The sequence below is a fragment of the Burkholderia mycopellens genome, from assembly GCF_964265025.1.
In the GTDB taxonomy this organism is placed as follows: Bacteria; Pseudomonadota; Gammaproteobacteria; order Burkholderiales; family Burkholderiaceae; genus Burkholderia.
On record NZ_OZ183802.1, the window covers coordinates 2103665 to 2128370 of the forward strand.

Here is a 24706-nt window from a genome sequence, read left to right on the forward strand (position 1 = left end):
GGTCGTGAACGAGGAAAATGTCGATGCACCGGTGATTCTGATCATCGACGACGATGCGATGACGCGCCTGCTGGTCGTGGAAACCCTCGAGCCGGAGGGTTTTCGCGTCGAGGAAGCAACCGGGCCGCAGGAGGGCATCGACGCGTTCCTGCGTCATCGTCCCGCCGTGGTGCTGCTCGACGTCGAGATGCCCGGCGGCGACGGCTTCGCCTGTTGCCGCCGGTTGCGCGCGTTGCCGGAAGGCCGCCGCGTGCCGATCGTCATGCTCACGGGCAACGACGACGACGCGTCGATCGCCAATGCCTTCGACGCCGGCGCGACCGATTTCGTCTCCAAGCCGATGCGCTGGAAGCTGCTCGGCTACCGGATCCGCTACCTGCTGCGCGCCGCCGCGACGCTCGAAAAACTCGCGACCGCCGAGATCAGCCTGACGCATGCGCAGGCGCTCGCGCATCTGGGCAACTGGGAGTATCAGGCCGGCCGGATCGACGGCAGCTGGTCGCCGGAGCTGTACCGGATCCTCGGCCTCGACCCCGAGCGCACGCCGCCGACCTTCGATCGGCTGCTGCAAGCCGTTCCGGTCGACGAGCAGCCGCTCTTGATCCAGTCGTTCACGAGCCTGCGCACCGAGGGCGCGCCGTTCTCGCTCGAGCATCGGCTGATTCACCCGGACGGCACCGAGCGCCACGTGCTGCACCACGCGGAGGCGGGGCGCGACCTGAACCACGCGATCATCCTGCGCGGCATCGTGCAGGACATCACCGAGCGCAAGACGCAGCAGGGACGCATCGAATACCTCGCCAACCACGATGCGCTGACCGGCCTGCCCAATCGCAACCTGCTGAGCGACCGCATGGAGCAGGCGATGTCGCAGGCGCGGCGCACCGGGCACCTGGTCGCGGTGATGGTGCTCGATCTGGATCGCTTCAAGCACGTCAACGACACCTTCGGCCATTCGGTCGGCGACGGCCTGCTGCGAGCCGTCTCGGCCCGGCTCAAGGCTGCCGTGCGCGACGGCGACACGGTCGCGCGGCTCGGCGGCGACGAGTTCGTCGTGATGCTGGTCAACCTGTCGACCGCGACGGATGCGGACGCGGTCGCTCGCAAGATCCTGAACACCTTCAGTGCGCCGTTCATGCTCGACGGACACGACCTGCATGTGACGACGAGCATCGGCGTCAGCGTTTGTCCGACCGACGGCATCGACGCGGAGACGCTGCTGAAGACGGCCGACGCCGCGCTGTATTGCGCGAAGGAACGCGGGCGAAATGGCTACAGCTTCTACACGCGCGAGCTGGGCGCCCGCGTGGAAGAACAGGCCGAACTCGAAAACGCGCTGCACGAGGCCGTCGCGAACGGCGAACTGGAGCTGTACTACCAGCCGAAGGTCGATCTCAAGACCGGCCAGATCAGCGGCGTCGAGGCGCTGATTCGCTGGCGCCGCCCCGGAATCGGCGTGATTCCGCCCGACCGCTTCATCCCGATCGCCGAGGAAACCGGGCTGATTCTGCCGATCGGCGAATGGGTGTTGCGCACGGCCTGTGCGCAGGCCGTCGCGTGGCGTCGGGACGGGTATGCGCCGCTGCGGATCGCCGTCAACCTGTCGGCACGCCAGTTCCGGCAGCAGAACATGGCCGACGTGGTGCGCAGGACGCTGCGGGATACCGGCCTGGAACCGGCCTGGCTCGAACTCGAGTTGACCGAAAGCGTGCTGATGCAGGACCGCAACGCGATCGCGAACACGCTGCGCCAACTGAAGGCGCTCGGCGTCGTGCTGTCGCTGGACGACTTCGGCACCGGCTATTCCAGCTTGTCGTACCTGAAGGACCTGCCCATCGATGTCGTCAAGATCGACAAGTCGTTCCTCAGCGACGTCACCACGAGCGCGGAAGGCGCGTCGCTGACACGCTCGATCATCGCGATGGCGGAGTCGCTGCACATGGAGACGGTGGCCGAGGGCGTGGAGACGGAAGCACAGCTTTCGTTCCTGAACCGGCACCGCTGCCATGCGATGCAGGGCTATTACTTCAGTCATCCGGTCACCGGCACGGAAATCGCCGACATGCTCTCCGCCGGCTCCGAGCTTCCCGAGCATTGCCGGCAGCGCGAGCTGCTGCACCGGACGCTGCTGGTGGTCGACCGCGACCCGGCCGTCCTGCAGACGCTCAGGCAGGCGCTGGGCCGCGACGGCTACGAGATTCTCGGTACGACCGATCCCGCCGACGCGCTCGACCTGCTCGCGCAACATCGTGTCGGCGTGATCGTGTCGGACTTCCGCATGCCGAACCTGTCCGGGATCGATCTGTTGCAGCGTGTCAAGTCGCTCTATCCGGACATCGTGCGCATCCTGCTGTCGGGCCATGGCGAAGGGCAGTCGATCGCCGCCACGCCCGGCGACGGATCGGTCCAGAAGCTCCTGATCAAACCGTGGGATGTCGCGCTGTTGCGCACGCACATCGCCGAGTCGTTCAAGCGGTTCGAGCGCAGCATGTTGCACAACCGGATAGGCATCGACGCCGCCGGCGTCGGCATTCGCCCGTCCTCCGTCCGGCCCGTCGAAGCGGCAGCTCCCGGCGATCCCGCTTGAGCGGCGCGCCGACGCTCGCGCGTCCCGTCCGGTGCCCCGGGTGCGAACGGGCAGGCGAAACGACCACGAAAAGGGGGCGATCACGGCGATCCCCGGCATGCGGCCGGGGATATAGGGAAAACCCTTATTTTCGGCTATAATCATGGCCTAGAAGAAAGGTCGAACCATGCCTGAACGTTTCCAAACCCTTGAAAAATTTGTGTTTTCCCTCGTCGTGATGTCCGCGGTCGTGTGCTCGGCATTCCTCGCGTACGAGCGTCACCCCGAAATCAAGATCGCGCTGCACGAAGGCGAAGCGCTGATGCGCGAGAGCGCCAAGTATTCGGTCATCTGCTCGCCGTCCAAGGTCGATCCTTGCGTCGAGATGTCGGCGTACTGACATTCGCGCCGATAGCGGTGCGCTGCTGTCGAAACAGACATTTTCAGCATTCGTCCCATTCAGTTTCAGACTGGCCCTACAGCGTTGGCGATCTGGATTCCCTAAAGTAGCACCCATCAGGCATTCAGAAACCGGCCGCAAGATAGGGCGGATGCACGAACCCGTTACGTGCCGAGTCGCTGGCGTAAGCAGCCCCCGAATTCAGCCGGCCCCGCTTCGAGCCATCGAGCGGGGCCGTTCCGTTTGCGCGGTTCAAATCTCCCGCCGCCATGCCATGCGCCACGTGCGTCGCACCCCATGCCGCGGCGCGCCGCCCACGAACGCGGCGACGTTGTCCACGAGCTGATCGGCGAGCGCCTGCATCGCTTCATCGCGCCGGTGCCGCTCGACGACGTGATCGCGCACCTGAAGCGCGTCGAATGGCCGATCGTCGAAGGGCCCGTCGAACGCACGGGCGCGACGCGGAAGATCCGGTCGATCGACGTGCGCGATCCCGGCCTGCACCTGATCGAGATCTCCGAATTGATCTGAGCGCCCGGCGCGCCGCCGGCTGCATCGGGCCTTCACGCTCGCGCATGCGGACCTGATCACGGTGCGGCCGCATGCCGCGCCGATCTCCCGCCGAAAACGGACAGACGGTTTCCGCGCTCGCCGATTCCGGATAGCCGCCCCGTGCCGCGCTGCGGATAATGCGTGCATCGGCGACTGAGAAGCCGCCTTCGCACCGGACCTTGCGTCCGCGCTTCCGCAACCCGAACCAGGCAATTCCCGATGACGATCCTCTATCGCGGCATGGACCGCACGGCGCTCGACGCCGCTTATCTGAACACGCGGGCCGTTCCCGATTTCCCCGCGTTGCTCGCGTCGATGCAGGCGCGCAGTGCGGCGTTCTACGACACCGCGTCCGTGCGGCGCGACCTGCGTTACGGCGCGCAACCGGCGCAGCGTTTCGACTGGCTGTCGTGCGGCCAGCCCGATGCGCCGCTGTTCGTGTTCATCCACGGCGGCTACTGGCAGCACTGCGCGAAAGAGGATTTCGCCTACGCGGCAAGCGGGCCGCTCGCGTGCGGTTTCGACGTGATACTCGCCGAATACACGCTCGCGCCGGTCGCGACGATGACCGGCATCGTCGGCGAGATCGGTGCGCTGCTCGATTACCTCGCGAACGACCCCGACGGGCTCGGCACCGCGAAGCGGCCGATCCACCTGAGCGGCCATTCAGCCGGCGGCCACCTGACGGCCGTGCACCGCGCGCATCCGGCCGTTGTCTCGGCGCTCGCGATCAGCCCGCTCGTCGATCTCGAACCGATCTCGCTGTGCTGCCTGAACGACAAGCTGCAACTCACTGCGCACGAGGTCGAAGCGTACAGCCCGTTGCGCCATATCGGCCCCGGCGCGCCGACGGTCGTGGCGGTCGGCGAGGCCGAATTGCCCGAACTCGTGCGGCAAGCACGCGACTACGCGACCGCATGCGAAGCGGCGGGCGAGCGGAGCGTCCACGTCGGGCTCCCCGGCATGCAGCACTTCGACGTGCTCGACGATCTCGCGAAGCCGGACGGTGCGATGCTCGCCGCATTGTTGTCGATCGCGCCGCGCTAGGCGCGCCGTACCGCGCTCACGCGGCCGGGCGTGTGATCGGTGTCGGGCCGCCGGCGCAACAACCACCGGCAGCCAGGCGCTCGGGCTCAGTCAGCCGGCACGAACGCCGCCCCGTGAAACACGCGCACGGGGTTGCCGCGCTCCAGCGCAAAGTGCTGCATCCGCCGCTGCCGGCGCGCATCGGATGCGTGACGGTCGGCTTCCTGCTGGAGTCTGACCTTCAGCAACTGCAGCGCCAGGCGCTTGTTCGCGTGCTGGCTGCGCTCGCTTTCCACGCGCACCGACAGGCCGGTCGCGACATGGGTCGCACGAATCGCGGAGCTCGTCTTGTTCACGTGCTGGCCGCCCGGCCCGCGTGCGCGCATCGCTTCGAACCGCACGTCGCCATCCGGCAGCGGCTGCGCGTCGGCACAGCGCGTGACGCCAATGAACCAGTTCTTGCGCGGATGGTGCAACCGGTACGGGCTCGCGCAAATCCATCGCAGCGTGCCTGTCCAGCGATCCGCAAGCGCCTGCGCGCCGGCGCCGTCGAGATCGAGCAGCGCCGAGCGCAGCGTGCCGGGCCGTTCGCCCGGCTGCGCATCGAGCACCGTGACGACGACGCGCAACGCATCGGCTTCCGCCTGCAGGCGCCGCAACGCATTGGCCGCGGCAAGCTGGCACTCGAGCGGGCCGTGCGCCGAAGAAATCTGCATCAGCATCGGCCAGCCTCCCCGGACGTCTTGTAGGTCAGTACCGGCGCGAGCCGTGCCAGCCTGCGCAGCAGGCCGGCCGCCTCGAGCGCGTCGACGACGCTGTCGATCGGCTTGTAGGCCTGCGGTGCCTCCTCGTACAACAGGTCGCGGTCTTCGCAAATCACGTGGCTGCCGAGCGGCGTGCGCGTGAGTTGCGACGGCGTGAAGCGCCGTTCGAGGCGCCCCTTGCAATCGCCGCGCGCCCATTTGCGGCCCGCACCGTGCGCGAGCGACGCCAGGCTGGCGGCATCGTCGGGCCGCACCGGCGCGACGAGGTAGCTGTAGTCGCCGCGCGACCCGGGAATGACGACCGGTCCTGCGTCGGCCGGCGTCGCACCCTTGCGATGCAGCCAGCCCGGCTCGCCGTCGACGGTCGCACGGCTCACCAGGTTGTGGTTCACGTCGAGCACGCACCGGCCGTCGGTGCGCCAGCGCGCCAGCATGCGCCGTGCGATCAGGTCGCGATTCGCGATCGCGTAGCGCAACGCCGCATCGTGACGCGCGAGGTACGCCGTGCACGCGGCATCCGCGTCGTCGAGGCCGTTGTAGCCGTGCTCCCGCATGTGTTGCTCGAGGATCGACTGGCCGAAGCCGCGCGACCCGCTATGCACGAGCAGCAGCAGGCGATCGGGATCGAGACCGAGCGCCTCGACGGCATCGGTGTCGTACACCGCGTCGATACGCTGCGCCTCCGCGAAATGATTGCCGCTGCCGATCGTGCCGAGCGACGCCGCGTACGCATGATCCGCGAACCCGGCGGCCGCAATGAGCGGCTGCCAGCTCGCATCGGGCGCGGCGTCGATCGAGCCGAGCCGGCTCGCGAGCTTCGGCGCACTGACGCGCCGCGCATCGAGCGCGGTCTGCCACAGCGCCATCCCGCAGCCGATATCGCCGCCGATCAGCGCCGGATAGAGCCGGCCCGTCGAAAAGAACGCGGCGCCGACCGGGTAGCCGCGTCCGGGGTGAAGATCGGGCATGCCGGCGACGCGCCGCATGCCGGGGAGGGTGGCAGCGTGTTCGAGCTGCCGGATGGCCTCACCTTCGATCCAGGTGGTGGCGCAAGCGCACAACGTGATGCGCTCGCCCAGGTATTGCATGGAAGTGCCCATGGAGGTTTCCGTTCGATGAAAAAGTAGAACGGCGGGCCATGGCGCAGGCAGCGCACACATGCGCTGCCCGGCATCGGAAGTCGGGAAGAGGGCGGCACGACCGGACCGGAACGACCCGGCTCATCGCCGTGACGGCGATATGTCGTGCTGCTTGGCGTGAACGATGAAACGAACGGACGCGAAAAACCCGGACTACGACCCGCGACGGGAGGAGTGCTGGCGTGACGTCATGATTTTCTTCTCCTTGCGAGTGAGGGGTTGATCGGAATGGCGGCGACTCTAGCATGCACGCGACGGGCGCAGCAAGCGGGCGGCGCAGCGCAACCCACCGAATCATCCTTCGATGTGGCGAAAAACACACATATAGGAATCCGGATCATTTCACCGTCGATGACGCGCAAGGCGCGCCGCGGCAGGCATTCGACCTACGCAGACAGCCGCCACGGATATGCCCGACCACGCTTGACAGCGCAAAGGCCGTTTCGTAGCATCCGCCTGCTTCATCCCTGAACCCTCATCGAATCGGTGATCCAAGTGCCCGCAAACATTCGTCCCTTCGCCTGATACGCCGACGACTGCCGTCCCGGCCGCGTGTCGTCCTGCCCGTTTCCGTCTGCCTCGCGGCGCGGAACAGCGATCGCAGGGCCGCGCCCGGACACGCACTGACACCGCAACGCACACCCCATCGTTCGTTCACGTCGTCGGCTTCTTCCGTTGTTTCCGGAGAAAGACCATGACGCTGGATTTCCGCGCATACGCGCAATCGCTCGACCTCGCCCGCTACCCGCGCACACCGCACCTCGAAGGCTCGCGCCTGCAGGACGGCGACGAAGGTCACGACCACATTCCTTATCGCACCCTCGCGGGCGCGCATCTCGTCGTCGAGGAGAAGCTCGACGGCGCAAACACGGGCATCAGCTTCAGCCCGGCGGGCGAACTGCTGCTGCAGTCGCGCGGCCACTATCTGGCCGGCGGCGGCCGCGAGCGGCAGTTCGGGTTCGTGAAGACCTGGGCCGCCGCCCATGCCGGCTGGCTGCTCGACCGCCTTGGCGATCGCTACGTGATGTACGGCGAGACGATGAGCAAGAAGCACGCGGTGTTCTACGACGCGCTGCCGCATCACTTCTTCGAGTTCGACGTGTTCGACCGCGCAACGGGCCGTTTCCTGTCGACGCCCGCGCGTCGCGCGCTGCTCGCCGACGGGCCCGTGCTGTCGGTGCCCGTGCTGTACGAGGGTATCGCGCCGGTGCGGCTCGCCGACCTGAAGGCGCTGCTCGGCCCGTCGCTCGCGAAAACGCCGGACTGGCGTCGCGCGTTCGAGGAAACGGTGCGGCGGCAAGGGCTCGACCTCGCGCGTGCATGGCAGCAGTGCGACAAGTCGGAGCGCTCCGAAGGGCTCTATGTGAAGGTCGAGACGGACGACACGACGACCGCGCGCCTGAAGTGGGTACGCCACGATTTCGTGCAGGCCATTCTCGAATCGGCACGCCATCACTCGGAGCAGCCGTTCATCCCGAACCTGCTCGCGCCGGATGTCGACCTGTATGCGCCGCGCCCGACGGTCACGTGGCCATCGCGCCTCGCCGCGCATCCGGGCAAATGAATGCGGAACGGCCGTGCGCCGTTTCGAGAGGAGTCTTGATCATGAAGTACGAACAACTTCAGGCACTCGTGCCTGTACCCGGCCGGCAGCCGGACTATCGCGCGTGTCTCGCGGCGTTTCCCGCACTCGAACACGCGAAAACGACACCGCAGGAGCCCGCGCACCACGGCGAAGGCGACGTGTGGACGCATACGATGATGGTGATCGATGCGCTGCTCGCGCTGCCCGAGTACCAGGCCGCATCGCGCGCGGACCAGGAAATCGTGTTTCTGGCCGCGCTGCTGCACGACATCGCGAAGCACAGCACGACGGTCGTCGATCCCGTCACCGGCGCAATCGGCCATCCCGGCCACTCGCGCAAGGGCGCGATCGATGCGCGGATCACCCTGTGGGATGCCGGCGTGCCGTTCACGGTGCGCGAGGCGATCTGCCGGATGATCGCCGTGCACCAGGTGCCGTTCTTCGCGATGAGCGGATCGCGCCGCGGCACGCCCGAGTTCATCGCGCGCGAGCTGTCGTGGCAGGTCAGCCTGCCGCTGCTGTGCCTGCTCGCCGAAGCCGATATTCGCGGGCGCATCTGCGCCGATACGCAGCGCGTGCTCGACAACATCGAACTGTTGCGTGAACTGGCGAGGGAAGACGGCTGTTACGGCCAGCCGCGCGCGTTCGCCGATGCGCACACCGCGCTCAGCTACTTCCGTGGCGCGGACGTGCATCCCGACTATCCGCTGTTCCGTCCGCCGGGCTCGCAGGTCGTCGTGATGTCGGGCCTGCCCGCGTCGGGCAAGAACACGTGGGTTGCGCGGCATCATCCGGATCTGCCGGTCGTGTCATTCGACGATGCGCGCGATGCATTGGGGCTGCGTCACGGGCAGAACGAGGGCGCCGTCGCGCACCATGCGATCGACGCCGCGAAGGCGCTGTTGCGCGCGCGGAAACCGTTCGTGTGGAATGCGACGAACCTGTCGCCGCTGATGCGCAAGAAGACGCTCGACCTGCTGTTTGCATACGGTGCCGACATGACGCTCGTCTACCTCGAACAGCCGCGCGCGGCGCTGTTGCGTCGCAACGCGCGGCGCGACACGTCGCTGACGAACCGCGCGCTCGAAGCGATGCTGCTGCGCTGGGATCTGCCGCTGCCGACCGAAGCGCACGCGGTGCGGTACGAAGTCTGACGCGACAACGTCACGACACGGGCCGGTACGCCGCACATCACCGCGGCATACCGGCTCGCTTCATTTCAGCGCCGGATTCTGCTGCGTCGCGCAAGCGCGCAGCGCGGTGGCGAGATCGGCCTTGCCGAGCTTCTCGAACAGATCGGCCATCTCCATCTGTGCGACCGGATCGCCTTCGCGCGCCGCGCGCCAGCGCAGCGACGCGATCATCCCGCTCATGCCCTCGCCGGGTGTTTCGCCGTCGTAGCCCGACATCGCCTGCAGGACATCCGCGAGCTTGTTGTAGCCGGCCGGCACGTGATGAACGAGCAGCCATGCAATCGCCGGCTGCGCGCCTTCCCAATCCTCGTCGTCGAGCGAACTGCTCGCCAGGCGCGCGGCCGCACGCCACGAACCGAGCGACGCGGCCTTCGCGTACGCCTTGTCGGCGTCGCGACCGCGCGGCGACGGCGCCGCGTCGAACGCGGCCTGCGCGTCGGCCGAAGGCGGTGGCAATGCGAGCTTCGTGCATTGGAATGCGCCGGTATCGGGTGCGTTGCCGGGCAGGCCGGCCCAGCGCGCCTGGTCCTTCAGTGCGCGATCGAGCGTGGGCCGCACGTCGCTTTCCTTCATCGACGCGAACACCCAGTCGGTGCGGACATGCCGCGCGGCATCCCAGTCGCTTTCGGCGACGGCGTGTTGCGTGACGACCAGGCAGGTGGCAAGGCAACCGATACGGAACATCGTTCGGGCGGGAATTCTCATGGTGGATTCCGTTGAAGCGCGACGTGGACGTCGCATTGCGGCAACGCCGCGATGCCATGGCCCTAGTGGGCCAGGACGAGAATCGTGGTGAGTGCGATCGGGGCCAGCGCGATACCCAGCAGCCCGAGCGCACCATCGGCTGCCATCGTGATCGGCGAAAGCGCGAGCTTCGCTCCCTTGCCCAGCACCGACGGCCGCTCGATCACCTTGACGTCGTACGCGTGATTGAACGCCTGCGGGATCGACGAAGGCGTGACGTCGTTCGGCTGGTAGCGCTTGCCGCTGATCGTACCGCTCTCGGTCAGCTTGTAACCCCGGTCCTTGAAACCATCGGCGAGCGCGCGTTCACGCAATTCGGAGCCGGACGGTGCGTCGTCGCGCGAAAGCTGCAACACATAACGTCCGGTGATCTTGTCGCCGTGCGTCTCGAAATCGTCGAAATCGGTGTACAGCTTGGGGCGATAGGGGGCCGTGAGAGTGACGGCGAGGGCCGGCGGCACATCGAAAATGTAGTGATACTGCTTGCCGATGACGACGAGGCTCTTTCCGTCCGCGCTGATCAGAAATGCCGACAGCGTTTCCCGGTATTCCGGGTCCTTCATCATGCGATTGGTGATGGGACCGAAGTCGGCGTTGGAGCAGCCGGCGAGCAGGCCGGACGCTGCCACGGCGGGCAGCGCGAGAAACGTTCTTCTTTTCATGGGTGCGGGTTGGATGTTGTTCGTTATTCAGCGAAACCGCTTGAATGTCGGACGCTGCGTTCGATGAACGCGGCACCCTGACGGCCGATCATGCGGTTTCGTCGCCTGCGCATTGTAGGGCCAAAACGGCAAGTGCAGTATCCCCTTGGCAAAGCATCGCGCCCGTGTGCGACAGACTGCTCGCTCTCTTGCGGGCCGCCATCGCACCCGTTTCGAACGCGAAACGCGGGCGGAGATCGAGCGGATGCGGCGCGTGCCGGATTGATCGGACACCCGCGGGCGGCGAGCCGCAAGCAGATGCCGCGATCGGTGGCCGCACCCCGATCGCCGCCTCCATACGCCACAGTCCGCCGCCGATTTGCAATGTTCTGTATCTGCACGAACAGCGGATACATTGCGATACAACGCAGCTTCGGGCGTCCGCTATAAAGCAGGCATGACCTCTTCGGGAATCCACCATGTCTGCAACCTGGTTCAAAGGGTCCTGCCATTGCGGGGCCGTCAAATTCGAAGTCAGAGCGACCGTGACGCCGGCGGTTCGCTGCAACTGCAGCCTGTGCCGCCGGCGCGGCGCGCTGATGAGCCCGATGTTCGCCGCAAGCGAACTGAAGATCGTCGAAGGCGAGGGCGCGCTGACGTGCTACCAATTCAACACACGCACGGCCCATCACTATTTCTGCAGCCATTGCGGCATCTATCCGTTCCATCAGACGCGCATGGATCCCGCCTGCTGGCGCGTCAACCTCGGCTGCCTCGAAGGTATCGATCCGTATGCGCTCGACGCAACGGTCGCCAACGGCGCGAGCCTCTCGATCGTGGAGGACGCATGAAACGCTGGCTGACGATCCTGCTGTTTGCCGCAGGCGGGCTCGCGACCGAAATCGCGCATCCGGTGCAATGCACGCTGCTGTCGGTGAACCGCATGCAGACCGGCAAGCGCCGCAGGGCAGGCTGACGGCGCGCCGGTTCATCGAACACGATTACCATGCTTCCGATAAGATCGCACGCGATATATAATGCGTCCATCTGCGGCCGCTCGCGTCTCTGGAGGACGTTCATGAAACCGACCGAAGCCCCATCCGCCGCCGCGCCGAAGCTGTCCGAGTTCCTGTGCTTTGCGATCTACTCGGCGAACCTCGCGTTCGGCAAGGCCTACAAGCCGATCCTCGAAGCGCTCGGCCTCACGTATACGCAATACATCACGATCATTGCGCTCTGGGAGCAGGACAACCAGACGGTCGGCCAGCTCGGCGAGAAGCTGTTCCTCGAATCCAATACGCTGACGCCGATCCTGAAGAAGCTCGAGGCGATGGGCTATCTGGAGCGGCACCGCGATCCGTCGGACGAGCGCCAGGTACTCGTCAGCCTCACGAAGCGCGGCCGCCGCGTGCGCGAGAAGGGGCTCGACATGAATCTGGTCGAAGCCACCGGGTTGAAGCCGGACGAATTCGCCAAGATGCAGAAGGCGATCGTCACGCTGCGCGGCAACCTGATCCGCTCGACCGACGAATAAACGTCCGGACAAACCGCGGCCGGCACGTGCGTCGCGCCGGCCGCGTCGTCATGCGTGCTCGTCGCCCAGCACCAGCAGGTGCATCTCGCGGCGGACGACGAAACCGAGGGCGAGATAGCGCTCGATCGCAACCTGGTTCGACGTGAGGACGTGCAGGAAAGGCGTTTCCGCGCGCGCATCGATCTCCGCAATCAACGAGCGCATCAGACGCGCCGCCAGCCCTTGCCGCCGGAACGCGGCATCCACGCAGACGGCGCTGATCTCCGTATACCCGTCGACCTGCATCCGCTCGCCGGCCATCGCGGCCAGCCTGCCTTCGCTGCGAATGCCGATGTAATGGCCGAGCTCGAACGTGCGCGGGCCGAACGGGCCAGGCTGCGCGGCCGTGGTCAGCGCGAGCATTTCCGGCACATCGGCTTCGGCGAGCGTGACGTAGCCGGATTCAGGCGCAGGGTCGAGCGTCCGTTGCCAGATCATCTGCAACAGGTTCGCGCGCCGGATCGCCGACAATCCCGCCGGCGGCTCGATCACGTCCGGCGTGACCAGTGCCGCCGGCCCGTGTGCGGCGATCAGCATGCGCAACGCGTCGAACGATGCCGCGCTCGTGTCCTCGATCGCGGCGAACGGCGCGATGGCTGCCGGAAACCGCCACGCACGGTCATTGCCGAGCGCAAAGCGGCGCTGCCTGCCCGCCAGCGCGTTCCACACCCCATGGTCGAGCGGGTGCGCACTGTCTGGCGCGTTTCCGGTCGTTGCGTCGGACATCGGCGGCTCCTCGATTGACGGTTTCGATGGCACAGCATAGACCGGTATCGACCGGGCAGGGCGCGGCGCCTGCACCGGCCGGATTGTCGGCGCTCGCACTACCGCTGCCAGTGCGTCGGATCCACCCATATCGGGAACGACAGGACCACCGCCAGCCCGTCCCCCCCGATCCCGGTCGTCACCTCGACCGACCCGCCGTGAGACTCGGCGATTCGCGCGACAAGCGACAGGCCGATGCCGCTGCCCGGCTGCACCGTCCCCGGTACGCGATAAAAGCGTTCGAAGATCCGCTCGCGCTCGCCGACCGGCACACCGGGCCCGTCGTCCGCGATACGCAGCTTGACCCGCGCCCCGTCCGCATCGGCGGAAACGTCGCACGTAATCTCGACCCGCCCGCCGTCACGGCCGTATCGCAACGCGTTGTCGATCAGGTTGCGCACCGCGATCGCGATCTCGTCCAGATCGCCCCAGACGCGTACCGGTTCGACCGCGATTCGCACCGTCTGTCGGCGCGCATCTGCGGCCGCGTCGAAGTCGCTCGCGATCAGCGCAACGAGCCGCGACAGGTCGACCGGCCCATGCTGGTCGACGCGCGATCCGGCATCCAGCCGCGCCAGTTCGAGCAATTGCCCGGAGAGCCGCGCGCTGCGCTCGACGCCCGTGGCGAGCCGACGCAATGCTTCGTTCTTGTCCGCCAGACTGTCCGCCTGCAACGCGACTTCCGCCTGGGCGGACAACGCCGCCAGCGGCGTGCGCAACTCGTGCGCCGCATCGCCGATGAAGCGGCGTTCGGTGTCGACGGCCTGATTCAGGCGCGCGAGCAGGCGATTGAACGACTCGACGAGCGGGCGGAGTTCGCGCGGCAGCGTCACCAGCGGCAACGGCGAGAAATCGAACGCGGCCTTGTGCTGGATGGCTCGCTGGACCTCGCGCACCGGCCCGAACGACCAGCGGATCACCCACCAGATCACGACGCCCAGCATCCCGAGCATCACCGCCGTATTGAACAGCCCGAGTTGCAACGCATTGCTCGCCTTCTCCTGCCAGGTCGTGGCCGGGCCGCCCGTCTGAACGTGAATCCTGCCCGCCGGATCCGACAGCGAGTAGACCCGCCAGGTCTCGTCGTGCGCGGCGCCGCGACCGGCGCTCATACCGTATCCGTCCCGCAGGTCAGCCTTGAGCGCCGGCCCCGGCGCATCCGCGCTGTGCATCACGTTGCGGCCGTCTACCCAGACCTGGAACGCGATGTCGTACCTGCCATACGCGGCTTTCGGAACGACCGCCTGGGCGTTCGCTTCGGGCAGGCGATCGATCGTATCCGGCAACGACAGGAGCAGCAGTTGTGCGGCGCTTTCGAGCATGCCGTCGCGCCAGCCGCGCTGTTCGCGCCACAGGCCGATGCCGAGAAACGCCCCCCAGCTCGCCCAGAACACGACGACCGCCGCCATCACGGTCGCGAGCAGGCGCACGCGCAGCGACTTCATGCCGGGCTCTCCCCGACGCGATAGCCGAAGCCATGCACCGTCACGATCAGTTCGTCGCCGAGCTTGCGCCGAAGCTGATGGATGTACACCGCGATTGTGTTGCTTTCGATTTCGCTGTCGTTGCCGTACACGCGCTCTTCGAGCTGCGTCCGCGTGACGACGCGGCCTTGCCGCTCCATCAGCGCGAGCAGCGTGCGGTACTCGTGAATGCTGAGCGCAACGGGCTCGCCGGCGCGCGTGACTTCCTTGCGCGCCGGATCGACGTGCACGTCGCGGTAGATCAGGCGCTCCGACACGCGGCCCTGGCTGCGGCGCGTCAGCGCGCGCAGCCGTGCGTAGAGCTCGTCGAGCTGAAACGGCTTCACGAGATAGTCGTCGGCGCCTGCGTCGAGGCCGCGGATCCGGTCGCTCAGCTGATCGCGCGCGGTCACGATCAATACCGGCGTCGGGTCGTAGTTCGCGCGCATCGCGGCGAGCAGCGTGAAACCGGACGCGCCTGGCAGTTGCAGGTCGAGCAGCACCGCGTCGTAGTCGTGGCCGACGAGCGCGAGCCGCGCGGCCGGCACGTCGGCCGACCAGTCCGCGCGCCAGCCGTTCTGCCTGAGGCCCGCGCAAACGGCGTCGGCCAGCATGACATCGTCTTCCACCAGCAGGATATGCATGGGTTTCGCTCCTCGAATGTCGAGGTCGCCAGCCTGACCGACCGCGATTAAAAACTTCTTAAAGCCGGGGGGCCACGATGCGTGCCAATCGCCGCATTGCCGGTGCAATGCATCTGGCGTTTTCTCGAGAGGCTCGCGATGACCGTGTCACGTCCTGCAATTCCGTTGCTGCAATGCAATGCGGCACGAAGCGCCACCTTCACGCCGTCTCGGTGCGGGCCATTCTGGCATGGAAGGTCGCGCACGTTGTGCCTGTTGCGCGCCTGCCGCGCGGGAGCCGTGCGATGAACCAGCTCGCCACGCTCGTCCCGTTCGGTCTCCCGCTCAGTCTGGCCAGCGCCAACGGCATCGCCTGCCTCGTCGGCCTGTCACTGATCGAACGGCTGATCCCCGTACTGCCGTCGCACGTGCTCCTCACGATGATCGGCGTCGCCAGCGCGCAAGGTGCATGGACACTGCCGGAAGCCATCGTCGTCACGGCGCTCGGCAGCTTCGCGGGCTGCCTGTTGCATTACGCGCTCGGCAACCTGTGGCCGGAAGACAGCGTGCTGGCGCTGCTGCGCCGCGTCGCGCCGCTGGGCAGGTTGCAGCCCGCACGAATGGACGCGCTGATCGACGGAATCCGCGCGCGGCCCACGCGGCTCGCACTCTGGTCGCAACTGGTGCCGTTCGTGCGGCTCGTCGCACCGGCGCTCGCCGGCTTGCTGGAAACGAGCTTCGCGCGATTCGCGTCGGGCGCCGCGGCCGGCATCGCGCTCTGGAACACGCTGTTCATCACGGTGGGCTACCTGGCCGCGCAAGCGGCCGCATAGCCACCTGTCGTTGACCGATCGATCCCGCCTGGAGCCTGTCGATGCGAATCCCTGAATGGATGCTGTTCCTGCGTACCTGGTTGCGCAATCCACGCCGGGTCGGCGCGCTCGCGCCGTCCGGCCCGGCGCTCGCCGCGCTGATCACCGCGAACATCCCGCGCGACGGCGCTACCGTGATCGAGCTCGGTGCGGGCACCGGCGTGTTCACGCGGGCACTGCTCGCGCGCGGCGTCTCGAGCGACCGGCTGGTGCTGGTGGAAGCCGATCCCGCATTTGCGACCGCGCTGCGGCATCGGTTTCCCGCGTTGCGGATCATGCAGATGGATGCGGCGCAGCTCGGCATGACGGGCGACTTCTTCGGCGGGGCGCGCGCGGATGCAATCGTGAGCGGATTGCCGCTCGTCGCGATGCCGGTCGAACAGGCGGTCGCGATCGTTCATTGCGCGTTCGCGCGCCACCTGGCTGCCGATGGCGCGTTCTACCAGTTCACGTATGTGCCGCGCTGCCCGATCCCGGTGCGCTACCTGGAAGCCATGCGCATTCGCGCCGTCCGGGTTGGCGTCGCGTGGATGAACTTCCCGCCTGCCATCGTGTATCGCTTCGAACGCAGGACCGATGCAGCCGGCCATCAGTGGCCCGGTGCGCGTCCGTTGCTCGATGCGGTTGCGGAGGCAACGATTTTGCGAGGCGTCGATACCACGCCATCGCTCAATTCAAACGGCGTGGGGCCGTCGACGGAAGGAAGTCCGTCATCGTGAACGCGCTCGGGTATGGCGCGCTGTTCGGCCGGCCACGGCTGCCGTTCCTTCTTCGACAATCACCGGTCGCGAGAGCCGGCAGCCGCATTGGCGCTGCGCGGCAGGCACGTGTTGCATGTCGACCTGCAACGTCACGCTCCGTCGACGGCCGATGAGGAGCGCGCCGTGCTCGCGCGCTCCCGTTTCTCACACGTCGTATCGAACTGCCCGGATTGGCGCGACGACTTCAACGCGCCATGCTCAATGGCCAAAGTAGATCGATCGCTCGACCGTGCGAACCGGGCTACGGCTGCCGGACTGCACCGCACCGCCAACGTCGCTGCCGTATCCGGACGCCTGCGACTCGACGGCAACCGCATCGGTGTCGTGGGCCCGGCGCAGCGCAGCCTGCAGATTGTCCGGATAGTTCGGGTCGTTGGGCCGGTTCGGGAGGTAGCCGGCCTTCTGCAGCGCGGCCAGTTCCGCACGCAATTGCGAGCGCGTCACGGTGCCTTCGCCGGCAAACGCCGGCGCAGCGACGGCGGCCGACACGGCAACAAGAAGGGCGGCCATCAGTCGGGTATTCATCATTCACCTCGAGAAGAAACAAAGGAAATCGGCATTCGGCAAGGCGGCGCCAGGCCGCCTGATGCATCGTTCAAGCGATACGGATGTCGACGTCGATGTTGCCGCGCGTCGCCTTCGAATACGGGCAGGTCTGGTGCGCGGCATCGACGATGCGCTGCGCGACGTCGCGATCGAGCCCCGGCACGCTCACGTTCAGACGCGCCTGCAGGAAGTACGCGTTGCCGGCGGTGCCGAGATCCACTTCGGCGTCGACCGCGAGATCGGCCGGCAGCGTCACCTTCGCGGCACGCGCCGCAAGCTGCATCGCGCCGATGAAGCAGGCCGACCAGCCGGCCGCGAACAATTGTTCCGGGTTGGTGCCGCTGCCGGCGCCGCCCGGCGACGACAACTGGATGTCGAGGCGGCCGTCGGAGCTGCGCGCCGCGCCGTCGCGGCCGCCCGAGGTCGTATGCGTCTTGCCCGTGTACAGCACTTTTTCGATCTTGCTCATCATTTGCTCCGTCAGTTGGGTGGTTTGCTTCTGAGCGATTCGATCGCATGCGATGGAGTTTCGTCGAGGTGACCCTTCACGTCAATCTCATTCGATTAAATCGCATGCGATATTTTGTATTTCAATGTATCTGGAACGTGTACAGCTTTGCCGGACAAGGCTTTCAGACGATCGATCGCCGATATTCGACGAGCGGCAAATCCGGGCAGGGCGGGTGAAAGCGCTGTCGGGAAGGGGTGACCGCCTGGCGGGGCGGCCGATCGGTCAGGCGGGCACGAGCTTCGCTGACGGCCGTATAGCTGCCGAGCAGCGGGCGGCCAATTCCGTGGCTGTTCAACGATGGCTCGGAAGAACTCGACGTCGCGACGACCGGCCGCTACGGTACGTCGGGTGACTACCTTGCCGGTGTGCCGCTCGCGCGCAGCGGTGTGGGCCTGTTCCAGACGTATCGCTTCATCATCGAGCAGGATTTGTGCGCCGGCGCGCTCGTGGAAGTGCTGCCCGGCCTCGGCGGCCGGTCGCGGCCACTCATGCTGCTGTATCCGCATGCGCGCGTTTTGTCGTCACGCGTACGTACATTCGGCGACTTTCTCGTCGAGCATCTGGCGCGCGCACCGGCCACGCAGCCGGCCGGGACATGCGCCATACGGCGCCGGCGCATCGCGCCAGGCGCGCCAGTTGCAATCTCGAACACCCACCGTAGAGCAACAGTCATGCGTCGGGGGAACGAGTGCGGGGAGGGGCGGTGGACTGCGGTCAGCAGCCGGTCAGGACGTTCAGTGAGATTGCACGTCAACGGCTCGCAGTGCATTCGGGACAAGGGCATGCATTGCCGCGACGGTGTCGCGTGCCGTTCATACCAGGCGTCGACATCGCCCGGCCAGCCGCTCGCATGGTGATTCGGCCTCCATTTCGGCGAACCCGGATCGCTACCTCAGTCGTGTAATCGCGTGTAATCGCGTGTAATCGCTTTCGCAGTGCGCTCGACATACCTTTGCTTCGAGCGGAGTGCTTTCGCGCACGGATCACCAACGACGTCAATCGTCTTGTCCATAAGGAGCTCGAAATGCTGGAAAGAATCGTAGCGAAGCAGGCAGTCGGCAGCTATCAAAGCGGCGACCGGATTTCCTGGAAAAACCCGCCGCTCAATGCGCAGATCACGTTCCCGGGCACGTTTTCGACTGCTCCCGTCGTCATCGTGACGGCCCTGCAAGACCCCAACGACGCATCCTCTTATCCGGACACGTTCTCGGTGACGGTGACCAAAGTCACGACGACCGGTTTCAACGTCAATATCACTCGCGAAGATGCGGTGTTCCCCGATTATTCGGGCACTGATTGGGGGCAAAACCTCTACATTGCATACATCGCCGAGGTTCCGAGCTAATCAGGAAACATGCCGCAGTCATGCGGTTGCCGTCTCCTCTCGAGCTACACCGGTTCCACGACCGGTAGTTCGGCGGCTGGCCGCCATCGGAACGGATTGCCGTGCAGCATGCCCCGCGGCGAGCGTCATAGAGGCAGTCACGGTGCGTCGCTTGTCATATGCCGTCCACAAGGATCGCGACGCTGATCCCGCGGCCCTGATCCCGGAAGGGGCGAGCTTCGAAGGCCGGTGTGCTCGCCCGTCGATGCAGGATCACCGGCGTCGACAACCTGCCCGGGCGTTCGAAGCCGTCCGCCAGATCGGCTGCGTCCAATGATCCGGGATATCCGCCGGCCACCGTTACATGTCTGCCAAGGGGATCGGTTAGATATTCAAAACATGGGCTCACGGCATGCGTGAGAAGGATGCAATGGTGAAACTGCGCCGCCGGTGCCCACTCGTATCGTCAGGAAAGTCGAAAAATGAAAAGCACTCTGCACATTCCGGCCGGCTACTTGACGCTGGGCCTGGACTCCACCGGCGCTGTCGTCGAACTCATCGATTCCCGCAGCGGCCACGACTTCATATCGCCCGGGAAGTCCGTCCCGCTCGTCAGTCTCGTGATCAACGGACAACAGGTAATGCCCACTGGCGTCCGATGGTCGTCCGCTGACAACACGCTTTTCTTCGTGAGCGAGACGCGTCTCGGATTCGAGGCCGATGTGCGCGTCCTGCAGAAGAACGGCTACGCCACCTTTGAAGTCACCCGGGTGCTGATCGCCAACGGTGGCGACGTTCAGACGCTGCTGTGGGGGCCATTGCCCCTTGTGATCAACCACACCGTCGGCGAAGCGGCGGGCGTGGTGCGAAACAACGATTTTGCGATCGGCCTCAAGCCGCTCAACGATCGCACCGAAGGCGCGTGGCCCAAGGAATATCCGCAATACGGCTGGGAAAGCGACGTCAACCCGAATCCGTACAAGCTGACGGTGGCGGACATGGAACCGTGGAGCGTGGCCGCCAAGACTTCGTGGGGGGCCGTGCTGCGCGCCTTCACTTTTGACTATACACGCGAGCGTACGCGGCTCAACCCCAACGGCTCTCCGATTCCGCTCGGCCCGCTCGACATCAACGGCACGGTAATCGGATCGAAAATTGCGCTATACGGTTGCGAACCGGATCTCGTGACGACTCTGTTGTCGTTCATCGCGTCGGGCGAGAACCTCCCGTATCCGACCCAGAACGGCCAATGGCAGAAAGTCGCCCAGGCCAGCAGCCAGTCGTTTCTCGTGCTGGCCGATCTCGCGACCAGCAATGTCAACCAGGCTGCCGGCTTCGCCAAAAGCGCCGGAATCCACTACATCTACTCGCTTCCGCTGAACTATCGGGGGCCGTGGGCCTATACCGGGCATTATCGATTCGACGCCAGCTTCGGCAGCAGCGACACCGGCGCTGCACGGCTGGTGGCTGCTGCAAAAGAGCAAGGTATCCGCGTCGGCGTTCATACCATGTCGGACTTCATCAGCACCGGCTCGGATCTCCCGCTCGCCATCGACCCGTACGTTTCGCCCTCCCCGGACCCTCGTTTGGCTACGGGCGCACAAGCCGCTTTGTCCCGGCCATTGAGCGCGTCCAGCACGGCGCTCTCCCTGCCCGTATCCGGACCGGTGCAGGCCGCGATCAACGGAAAAATGCTGCGTATCGGCAATGAGTTCGTCTCGTTCGACAGTTTCCGAATGGTCGGCAAGGTATGGCAAGTCAGCGGGCTGCAGCGAGGCCAATGGGGCTCCGTCGCGGCCGACGCCCCGCAAGGTACGCCCGTGGCGAGGGTGATCGTGAATTCGTATGGCGGGGCCACGGGCGGCCTCGGCATCATCGACGAGATTGCTGTCCGGTTCGGGACGCTGCGGAACGACGTCGGCATCCGGTCCCAGTCGTTTGACGGTGTGGAATCCGCCAGCCTCTCCGGCTGGGGCAGCTTTGGCATTGCCCGTTTGATAAACGGTACCTACGCAACCCAGACCGGGCACGATGGATACATCAGCGAGACCAGCCGGATGACCTCGAATGCGTGGGACGTGCTGACCCGCGCGAGTTGGGACGACACGATGGATCAGATGTTCCTCAACAATGATTTCTACCAGGCCAACTACCTGCCGGGCATGCTTGGATGGCTCACTTTCACCCGCGTCCCGACACTCGACGCCGATATCCTGTTCCAGGTCGAGACCCGCCTCGCACGCGGCGCGGGGCTCAACGCCGGCACCGGCTTCTGGTTTACGATGGCCAGTCTGTCCTCGAAACAATCACTGACGCCTCAGATTCTCGACAAAATCAAGCAGTGGGAAACAGCCAGAAATCTGGGCGCATTCACCGAGCAGCAGAAGCTCGCGTTCCGCGATCTGAATACGCACTGGACCCTGACGGTCGTCGGTTCGGGGCAGAGTTGGTCGTTACAGCAGTTGAACCCCGACAAGACCCCGATGGGAAAGCCGCAGACCGTATCGGCGCCGACGCCGCAACTGAGCCCCACGGTTCTGCCGGATGCCGCGCGAGGCACGCTCTACGAAGCGAGAATCACGACGAATACGCCCGCGACAGTCCATTTTTCTGTGACCGGCGGGGCGTTGCCTCCAGGTCTTCTACTCAATCACGACACCGGCGGGATCGTCGGGACGCCCGGCAACACCGGGCGCTATTCCTTCACCGTCACGGCCACCAATGACGGGGGACTGGCTGACGCGCGAGCCGCTTACACGATCAGGGTGCGCTGAAGCATCGGCTCCCGCTCGGCGGTTTCGCGAGCAATCACGCTTGCATTCCGGACGCGCGTCGCGGCAGCGGTGCGGCGCGCGTTGTTCTGGTGATGCCTGCGGATTCGTCATGTGAGGAGCCGATTCGTCGGCCGTGGAGCACGCAGTTGGATAAATCGATGATGACGTCTGGATAACTTTTCTTATCACAACATCACGATTTAAAATCCAAACTCGTCGTTTCGAAAACGCGTCTGATGCCCGACGTATGGCGCGCCTTCATGCTGCTCGCCGTCGAACCGAGGGCAGGGAAGCGAACATTCGTCGCGCACGACTCCCTCGACCGGATCGTCAGGTTCTCGCCGAATCGATGCCGGTACTGTACTGCCAGGGGTGATAAGGGCGGGGCAGCTCAGCACTGCGCTATGGCTGCCTGCGCTTCGCGAAGTAGTGTGCGGGCGAATCGCCGAATGCGCGGCGGAACATCGCGATGAAGTTGCTCGGCGTCGCGTAGCCCAGCGCGTCGGCGATGTTGGCGACGCTGTCGCCGTTCGCAAGCCGTTCGAGCGCATGCGTCAGGCGCGCCTGCTGACGCCATTGCGCGAAGCTCGTGCCGGTTTCCGCGACGAACAGGCGGCTCAGCGTGCGGGCGGACAACCCGGCCCATTCGGCCCACGCTTCGAGCGTGCGGCTGTCGTGCGGCTGCCCGAGGATCGCGTTGGCGATGCGCAGCAGCCGCCGGTCGCGCGGCATCGGCAGATGCAGCGGCTCGTGCGGCGCACGGCGCATCTCGTCGAGCAGCACGACGCTGATGCGCGCCTGCTCCATATCGAGCCGATCCTGATCGGCCCACGACACCGCGCGCCGCACGAGCGCGCGCATCAGTTCGGTGATCGCGATCACGCACGGCTGGCCCGGCATCCGCCGGCTCGCGGCAGGCGCGATCACGACACTCCAGCCGCTCAACGCGCCGCTGATGCTGACCTTGTGCTGCTCGTCCGGCGGAATCCAGCCCGCGCGATGCGGCGGCAGCAGCCACGAACCATGCGGGGTGCGCACGTGCGCGAAACCGCTTTCGACGCAGAACACCTGACCGCGCAAATGGCTGTGCCAGTCGACCTCGCGGGTACCGAGCCGGTACGTGTTACCGCCGTCGTCCTCGCCCCAGACGGCGATCAGCGACGGGCCGTCCTCACGCTCGCTCGGATCGGAGTCGGCGCGCTTCGCGGTACGCGGCGGGGAAACGTGTCGGATGGGCATGGCCGGAATTCATTATTTTTTGTCTAAACAACATTATCAGCTTTGTCCGGGAGCGTCCAACAATGCGTGTCGTGTTCAAACCGATACGAAGCAGAGGAATGCGATGCATGCAGCACTTGCTCCCTGGACACGCGATGCCGGCGCACCGCGCGTCATGTCGCGAATCGCCGTCGCCGCGGCGCTCGTCGTGCTCGGCGCGTGCGCGAGCCGCGACGGGCTCGCGCCGGCCGGCACGCTGCGCGGCGCCGATACGCTCGCCGCATCGCGCAGCCTCGCGCACGCACCGGACGCCGACTGGCCGGCCGCCGACTGGTGGCGCACGCTGAACGATGCGCAACTGAGTGCACTGATCGACGAGGCGCTCGCCGGCAACCCCGATCTCGCGACCGCCGATGCGCGCGCACGCGAAGATCAGTCCAGGTTGGCCCACGATGCGCTCCGGCAGTTCGAACCGCCGCCAGCATGCGCCGAAACCCTCCAGCTACGACATAATGAAATGGCCAGCCCGATCCCAGCGATCGTTCTACGATAGGCAGTTCGGTCCACGGTAGAGGAGAGCGCCATGAACGAGGTCACGCTGATCGGCATCGATTTGGGCAAGCATGTGTTTCATCTGCACGCACAAGATGCAAAGGGTCACGAAGTATTTCGCAAGAGGCTGACGCGCGCTCAACTCTTGCCGTTTTTCGGGAATCTGAAGGCCGTGACAGTTGTCATGGAGGCCTGCGCGGGATCGCATTGGCTTGCACGCCAATTGATCGCCATGGGACATACCGCCAAGCTCGTTTCGCCTCAGTATGTCCGCCCCTTTGTGAAGAGCAACAAGAACGACTACATCGATGCCGAAGCGATTTGTGAGGCTGCAGCACGCCCCTCGATGCGTTTTGTAGAACCTCGCTCAGAGGCACAGCAAACGCTTGCTGCGTTGCATCGGGTTCGAGAGGGCCTCGTCGTAGAGCGCACGGCTACCATCAATCGAATTCACGGCATTCTTCTGGAATTCGGTATTAGTCTGCCAACGTCCAAAGCTGTTTTTCATCGCATTCCCGACACCTTGGCCGCCAATGAGTTGCCGCCTCGACTGGCCGAGCTGCTGCACCGATTGCACGAACATTATCGATATCTGGATCAACAGGTCCATGACATCGACAAAGATCTGACGATGCAGCTACGCGAGGACGAAAATGCAGTCCGACTGCTGTCGATTCCTGGTATCGGCGTCATCACGGCGAGCCTTCTCGCGTCCGAGATCGGGAACGTTAGTCAGTACGATGGCGGACGCAACTTTGCGGCGTCGATCGGTCTCGTGCCCAGGCAACATAGCACCGGTGGCCGAAACATCTTGTATGGAATCAGCAAGCGAGGCGACAAGCATCTGCGACACTTGTTGGTCCAATGTGCGCGAGCCGTCATCCAGCGAGTGGCGCTACGAACTGATCGGTTGGGGGAATGGATCAGATCGATGCTCACACGACGCCATTCGAACGTGGTGGCATGCGCGGTAGCCAACAAGCTGGCTCGAATCGCTTGGGCTGTATTGACGAAGCACGCGGTGTACGATCCGTCGCGCGGTTGTCGTGCTTGAAAATTTGTCCCGCCAGGTTTTGCGACTGCTGTAACTCTGATGATCTAACGGCACAGCGAC

General features: G+C 65.6%; 24 protein-coding genes and 2 pseudogenes. 16 read left to right on the forward strand and 10 right to left on the reverse strand.

The annotated features are described in order from the left end of the window. Positions 1 to 4 precede the first annotated feature (4 nt). The 4 genes and pseudogenes from ACPTTC_RS09680 to ACPTTC_RS09695 all read left to right on the forward strand — a co-directional run bounded on the left by ACPTTC_RS09680 (position 5) and on the right by ACPTTC_RS09695 (position 4565). The gene (locus ACPTTC_RS09680; RefSeq protein WP_423392323.1) at positions 5 to 2587 is read left to right on the forward strand and encodes an EAL domain-containing protein; all 2583 of its coding nucleotides are present in this window, start codon (positions 5 to 7) and stop codon (positions 2585 to 2587) included. A gap of 166 nt (positions 2588 to 2753) precedes the next feature. Then, positions 2754 to 2966, forward strand: coding sequence for a hypothetical protein (locus ACPTTC_RS09685; RefSeq protein WP_006497261.1), 213 nt, complete (start codon positions 2754 to 2756; stop codon positions 2964 to 2966). Between the two features lie 366 nt (positions 2967 to 3332). Continuing rightward, a pseudogene (locus ACPTTC_RS09690) lies at positions 3333 to 3497 on the forward strand (VOC family protein); the annotation flags it as partial. Positions 3498 to 3737: 240 nt separating this feature from the next. Continuing rightward, positions 3738 to 4565, forward strand: a complete 828-nt coding sequence (locus ACPTTC_RS09695; RefSeq protein ID WP_423392324.1) for an alpha/beta hydrolase — start codon at positions 3738 to 3740, stop codon at positions 4563 to 4565. Between the two features lie 86 nt (positions 4566 to 4651). On the opposite strand, the gene prfH is transcribed toward ACPTTC_RS09695, so the two are convergent. Together prfH and ACPTTC_RS09705 are read right to left on the reverse strand one after the other, a co-directional pair. Beyond that, positions 4652 to 5266, reverse strand: a complete 615-nt coding sequence (prfH, locus tag ACPTTC_RS09700) for a peptide chain release factor H (protein ID WP_423392325.1) — start codon at positions 5264 to 5266, stop codon at positions 4652 to 4654. After that, on the reverse strand, positions 5260 to 6408 hold the full coding sequence (locus ACPTTC_RS09705; RefSeq protein ID WP_423392326.1) for an RNA ligase RtcB family protein: 1149 nt from the start codon (positions 6406 to 6408) through the stop codon (positions 5260 to 5262). The genes prfH and ACPTTC_RS09705 overlap by 7 nt, the downstream gene beginning before the upstream one ends. Before the next feature lie 733 nt (positions 6409 to 7141). Here ACPTTC_RS09705 and ACPTTC_RS09710 point away from each other — a divergent pair. Then, positions 7142 to 8011 carry an RNA ligase family protein gene (locus tag ACPTTC_RS09710; RefSeq protein WP_423392327.1) on the forward strand — a complete coding sequence of 290 codons (870 nt, stop codon included), beginning with the start codon at positions 7142 to 7144 and terminating at the stop codon, positions 8009 to 8011. Positions 8012 to 8052: 41 nt separating this feature from the next. Further along, positions 8053 to 9186 carry an AAA family ATPase gene (locus ACPTTC_RS09715; protein ID WP_423392328.1) on the forward strand — a complete coding sequence of 378 codons (1134 nt, stop codon included), beginning with the start codon at positions 8053 to 8055 and terminating at the stop codon, positions 9184 to 9186. Between the two features lie 60 nt (positions 9187 to 9246). Here the strand turns inward: ACPTTC_RS09715 and ACPTTC_RS09720 are convergent, their stop codons facing one another. Continuing rightward, positions 9247 to 9930 carry a hypothetical protein gene (locus ACPTTC_RS09720; protein WP_423392329.1) on the reverse strand — a complete coding sequence of 228 codons (684 nt, stop codon included), beginning with the start codon at positions 9928 to 9930 and terminating at the stop codon, positions 9247 to 9249. A gap of 62 nt (positions 9931 to 9992) precedes the next feature. Beyond that, complete coding sequence (locus tag ACPTTC_RS09725) at positions 9993 to 10631, reverse strand: 5-formyltetrahydrofolate cyclo-ligase (RefSeq protein ID WP_423392330.1); 639 nt, start codon at positions 10629 to 10631, stop codon at positions 9993 to 9995. 458 nt (positions 10632 to 11089) lie between these two features. On the opposite strand from ACPTTC_RS09725, the gene ACPTTC_RS09730 reads away from it, so the two are divergent. The 3 genes from ACPTTC_RS09730 to ACPTTC_RS09740 all read left to right on the forward strand — a co-directional run bounded on the left by ACPTTC_RS09730 (position 11090) and on the right by ACPTTC_RS09740 (position 12144). Next, the gene (locus ACPTTC_RS09730) at positions 11090 to 11461 is read left to right on the forward strand and encodes a GFA family protein (RefSeq protein WP_423392331.1); all 372 of its coding nucleotides are present in this window, start codon (positions 11090 to 11092) and stop codon (positions 11459 to 11461) included. Beyond that, positions 11458 to 11586 carry a hypothetical protein gene (locus ACPTTC_RS09735; RefSeq protein ID WP_423392332.1) on the forward strand — a complete coding sequence of 43 codons (129 nt, stop codon included), beginning with the start codon at positions 11458 to 11460 and terminating at the stop codon, positions 11584 to 11586. Before ACPTTC_RS09730 ends, ACPTTC_RS09735 begins: the two co-directional genes overlap by 4 nt. A gap of 102 nt (positions 11587 to 11688) precedes the next feature. After that, complete coding sequence (locus ACPTTC_RS09740; protein ID WP_423392333.1) at positions 11689 to 12144, forward strand: MarR family winged helix-turn-helix transcriptional regulator; 456 nt, start codon at positions 11689 to 11691, stop codon at positions 12142 to 12144. A gap of 48 nt (positions 12145 to 12192) precedes the next feature. Here ACPTTC_RS09740 and ACPTTC_RS09745 read toward each other — a convergent pair whose 3' ends face one another. The 3 genes from ACPTTC_RS09745 to ACPTTC_RS09755 form a co-directional block, all read right to left on the reverse strand. Continuing rightward, a complete protein-coding gene (locus ACPTTC_RS09745; protein ID WP_423392334.1) occupies positions 12193 to 12909 on the reverse strand; it encodes a GNAT family N-acetyltransferase in 717 nt (238 codons plus the stop codon). 98 nt (positions 12910 to 13007) lie between these two features. Then, positions 13008 to 14393, reverse strand: coding sequence for an ATP-binding protein (locus ACPTTC_RS09750; protein WP_423392335.1), 1386 nt, complete (start codon positions 14391 to 14393; stop codon positions 13008 to 13010). Next, complete coding sequence (locus tag ACPTTC_RS09755; protein ID WP_226200748.1) at positions 14390 to 15055, reverse strand: response regulator transcription factor; 666 nt, start codon at positions 15053 to 15055, stop codon at positions 14390 to 14392. The genes ACPTTC_RS09750 and ACPTTC_RS09755 overlap by 4 nt, the downstream gene beginning before the upstream one ends. A gap of 284 nt (positions 15056 to 15339) precedes the next feature. Here ACPTTC_RS09755 and ACPTTC_RS09760 point away from each other — a divergent pair, with 284 nt between their 5' ends. Continuing rightward, positions 15340 to 15867 carry a DedA family protein gene (locus ACPTTC_RS09760; RefSeq protein WP_423392336.1) on the forward strand — a complete coding sequence of 176 codons (528 nt, stop codon included), beginning with the start codon at positions 15340 to 15342 and terminating at the stop codon, positions 15865 to 15867. Positions 15868 to 15908: 41 nt separating this feature from the next. After that, entirely contained in the window at positions 15909 to 16625 is a 717-nt protein-coding gene (locus ACPTTC_RS09765; protein WP_423392337.1) for a class I SAM-dependent methyltransferase, read from the forward strand. A gap of 240 nt (positions 16626 to 16865) precedes the next feature. Here ACPTTC_RS09765 and ACPTTC_RS09770 read toward each other — a convergent pair whose 3' ends face one another. Both ACPTTC_RS09770 and ACPTTC_RS09775 read right to left on the reverse strand, forming a co-directional pair. Continuing rightward, a complete protein-coding gene (locus ACPTTC_RS09770; protein WP_423392338.1) occupies positions 16866 to 17195 on the reverse strand; it encodes a DUF4148 domain-containing protein in 330 nt (109 codons plus the stop codon). Positions 17196 to 17262: 67 nt separating this feature from the next. After that, positions 17263 to 17682: an organic hydroperoxide resistance protein gene (locus ACPTTC_RS09775; RefSeq protein ID WP_423392339.1), complete on the reverse strand. Its 420-nt coding sequence runs from the start codon at positions 17680 to 17682 to the stop codon at positions 17263 to 17265. Positions 17683 to 17981: 299 nt separating this feature from the next. Between ACPTTC_RS09775 and ACPTTC_RS09780 the strand changes: the two are divergent. From ACPTTC_RS09780 to ACPTTC_RS09790, 3 genes and pseudogenes are all read left to right on the forward strand, one after another. Then, positions 17982 to 18299: pseudogene (locus ACPTTC_RS09780) on the forward strand (LysR substrate-binding domain-containing protein); the annotation flags it as partial. Positions 18300 to 18748: 449 nt separating this feature from the next. Further along, positions 18749 to 19069: an H-type lectin domain-containing protein gene (locus ACPTTC_RS09785; RefSeq protein ID WP_175969972.1), complete on the forward strand. Its 321-nt coding sequence runs from the start codon at positions 18749 to 18751 to the stop codon at positions 19067 to 19069. Positions 19070 to 19530: 461 nt separating this feature from the next. After that, positions 19531 to 21822: an Ig domain-containing protein gene (locus ACPTTC_RS09790; RefSeq protein ID WP_423392340.1), complete on the forward strand. Its 2292-nt coding sequence runs from the start codon at positions 19531 to 19533 to the stop codon at positions 21820 to 21822. A gap of 402 nt (positions 21823 to 22224) precedes the next feature. Here the strand turns inward: ACPTTC_RS09790 and ACPTTC_RS09795 are convergent, their stop codons facing one another. Then, positions 22225 to 23061: an AraC family transcriptional regulator gene (locus ACPTTC_RS09795; RefSeq protein ID WP_423392341.1), complete on the reverse strand. Its 837-nt coding sequence runs from the start codon at positions 23059 to 23061 to the stop codon at positions 22225 to 22227. On the opposite strand from ACPTTC_RS09795, the gene ACPTTC_RS09800 reads away from it, so the two are divergent. Next, a complete protein-coding gene (locus tag ACPTTC_RS09800; protein ID WP_423392342.1) occupies positions 23054 to 23593 on the forward strand; it encodes a hypothetical protein in 540 nt (179 codons plus the stop codon). The two genes, ACPTTC_RS09795 and ACPTTC_RS09800, sit on opposite strands and share 8 nt — an antisense overlap. A 30-nt stretch (positions 23594 to 23623) precedes the next feature. Then, positions 23624 to 24646: an IS110 family transposase gene (locus ACPTTC_RS09805; protein ID WP_423392343.1), complete on the forward strand. Its 1023-nt coding sequence runs from the start codon at positions 23624 to 23626 to the stop codon at positions 24644 to 24646. The last annotated feature ends 60 nt before the right edge of the window (positions 24647 to 24706 follow it).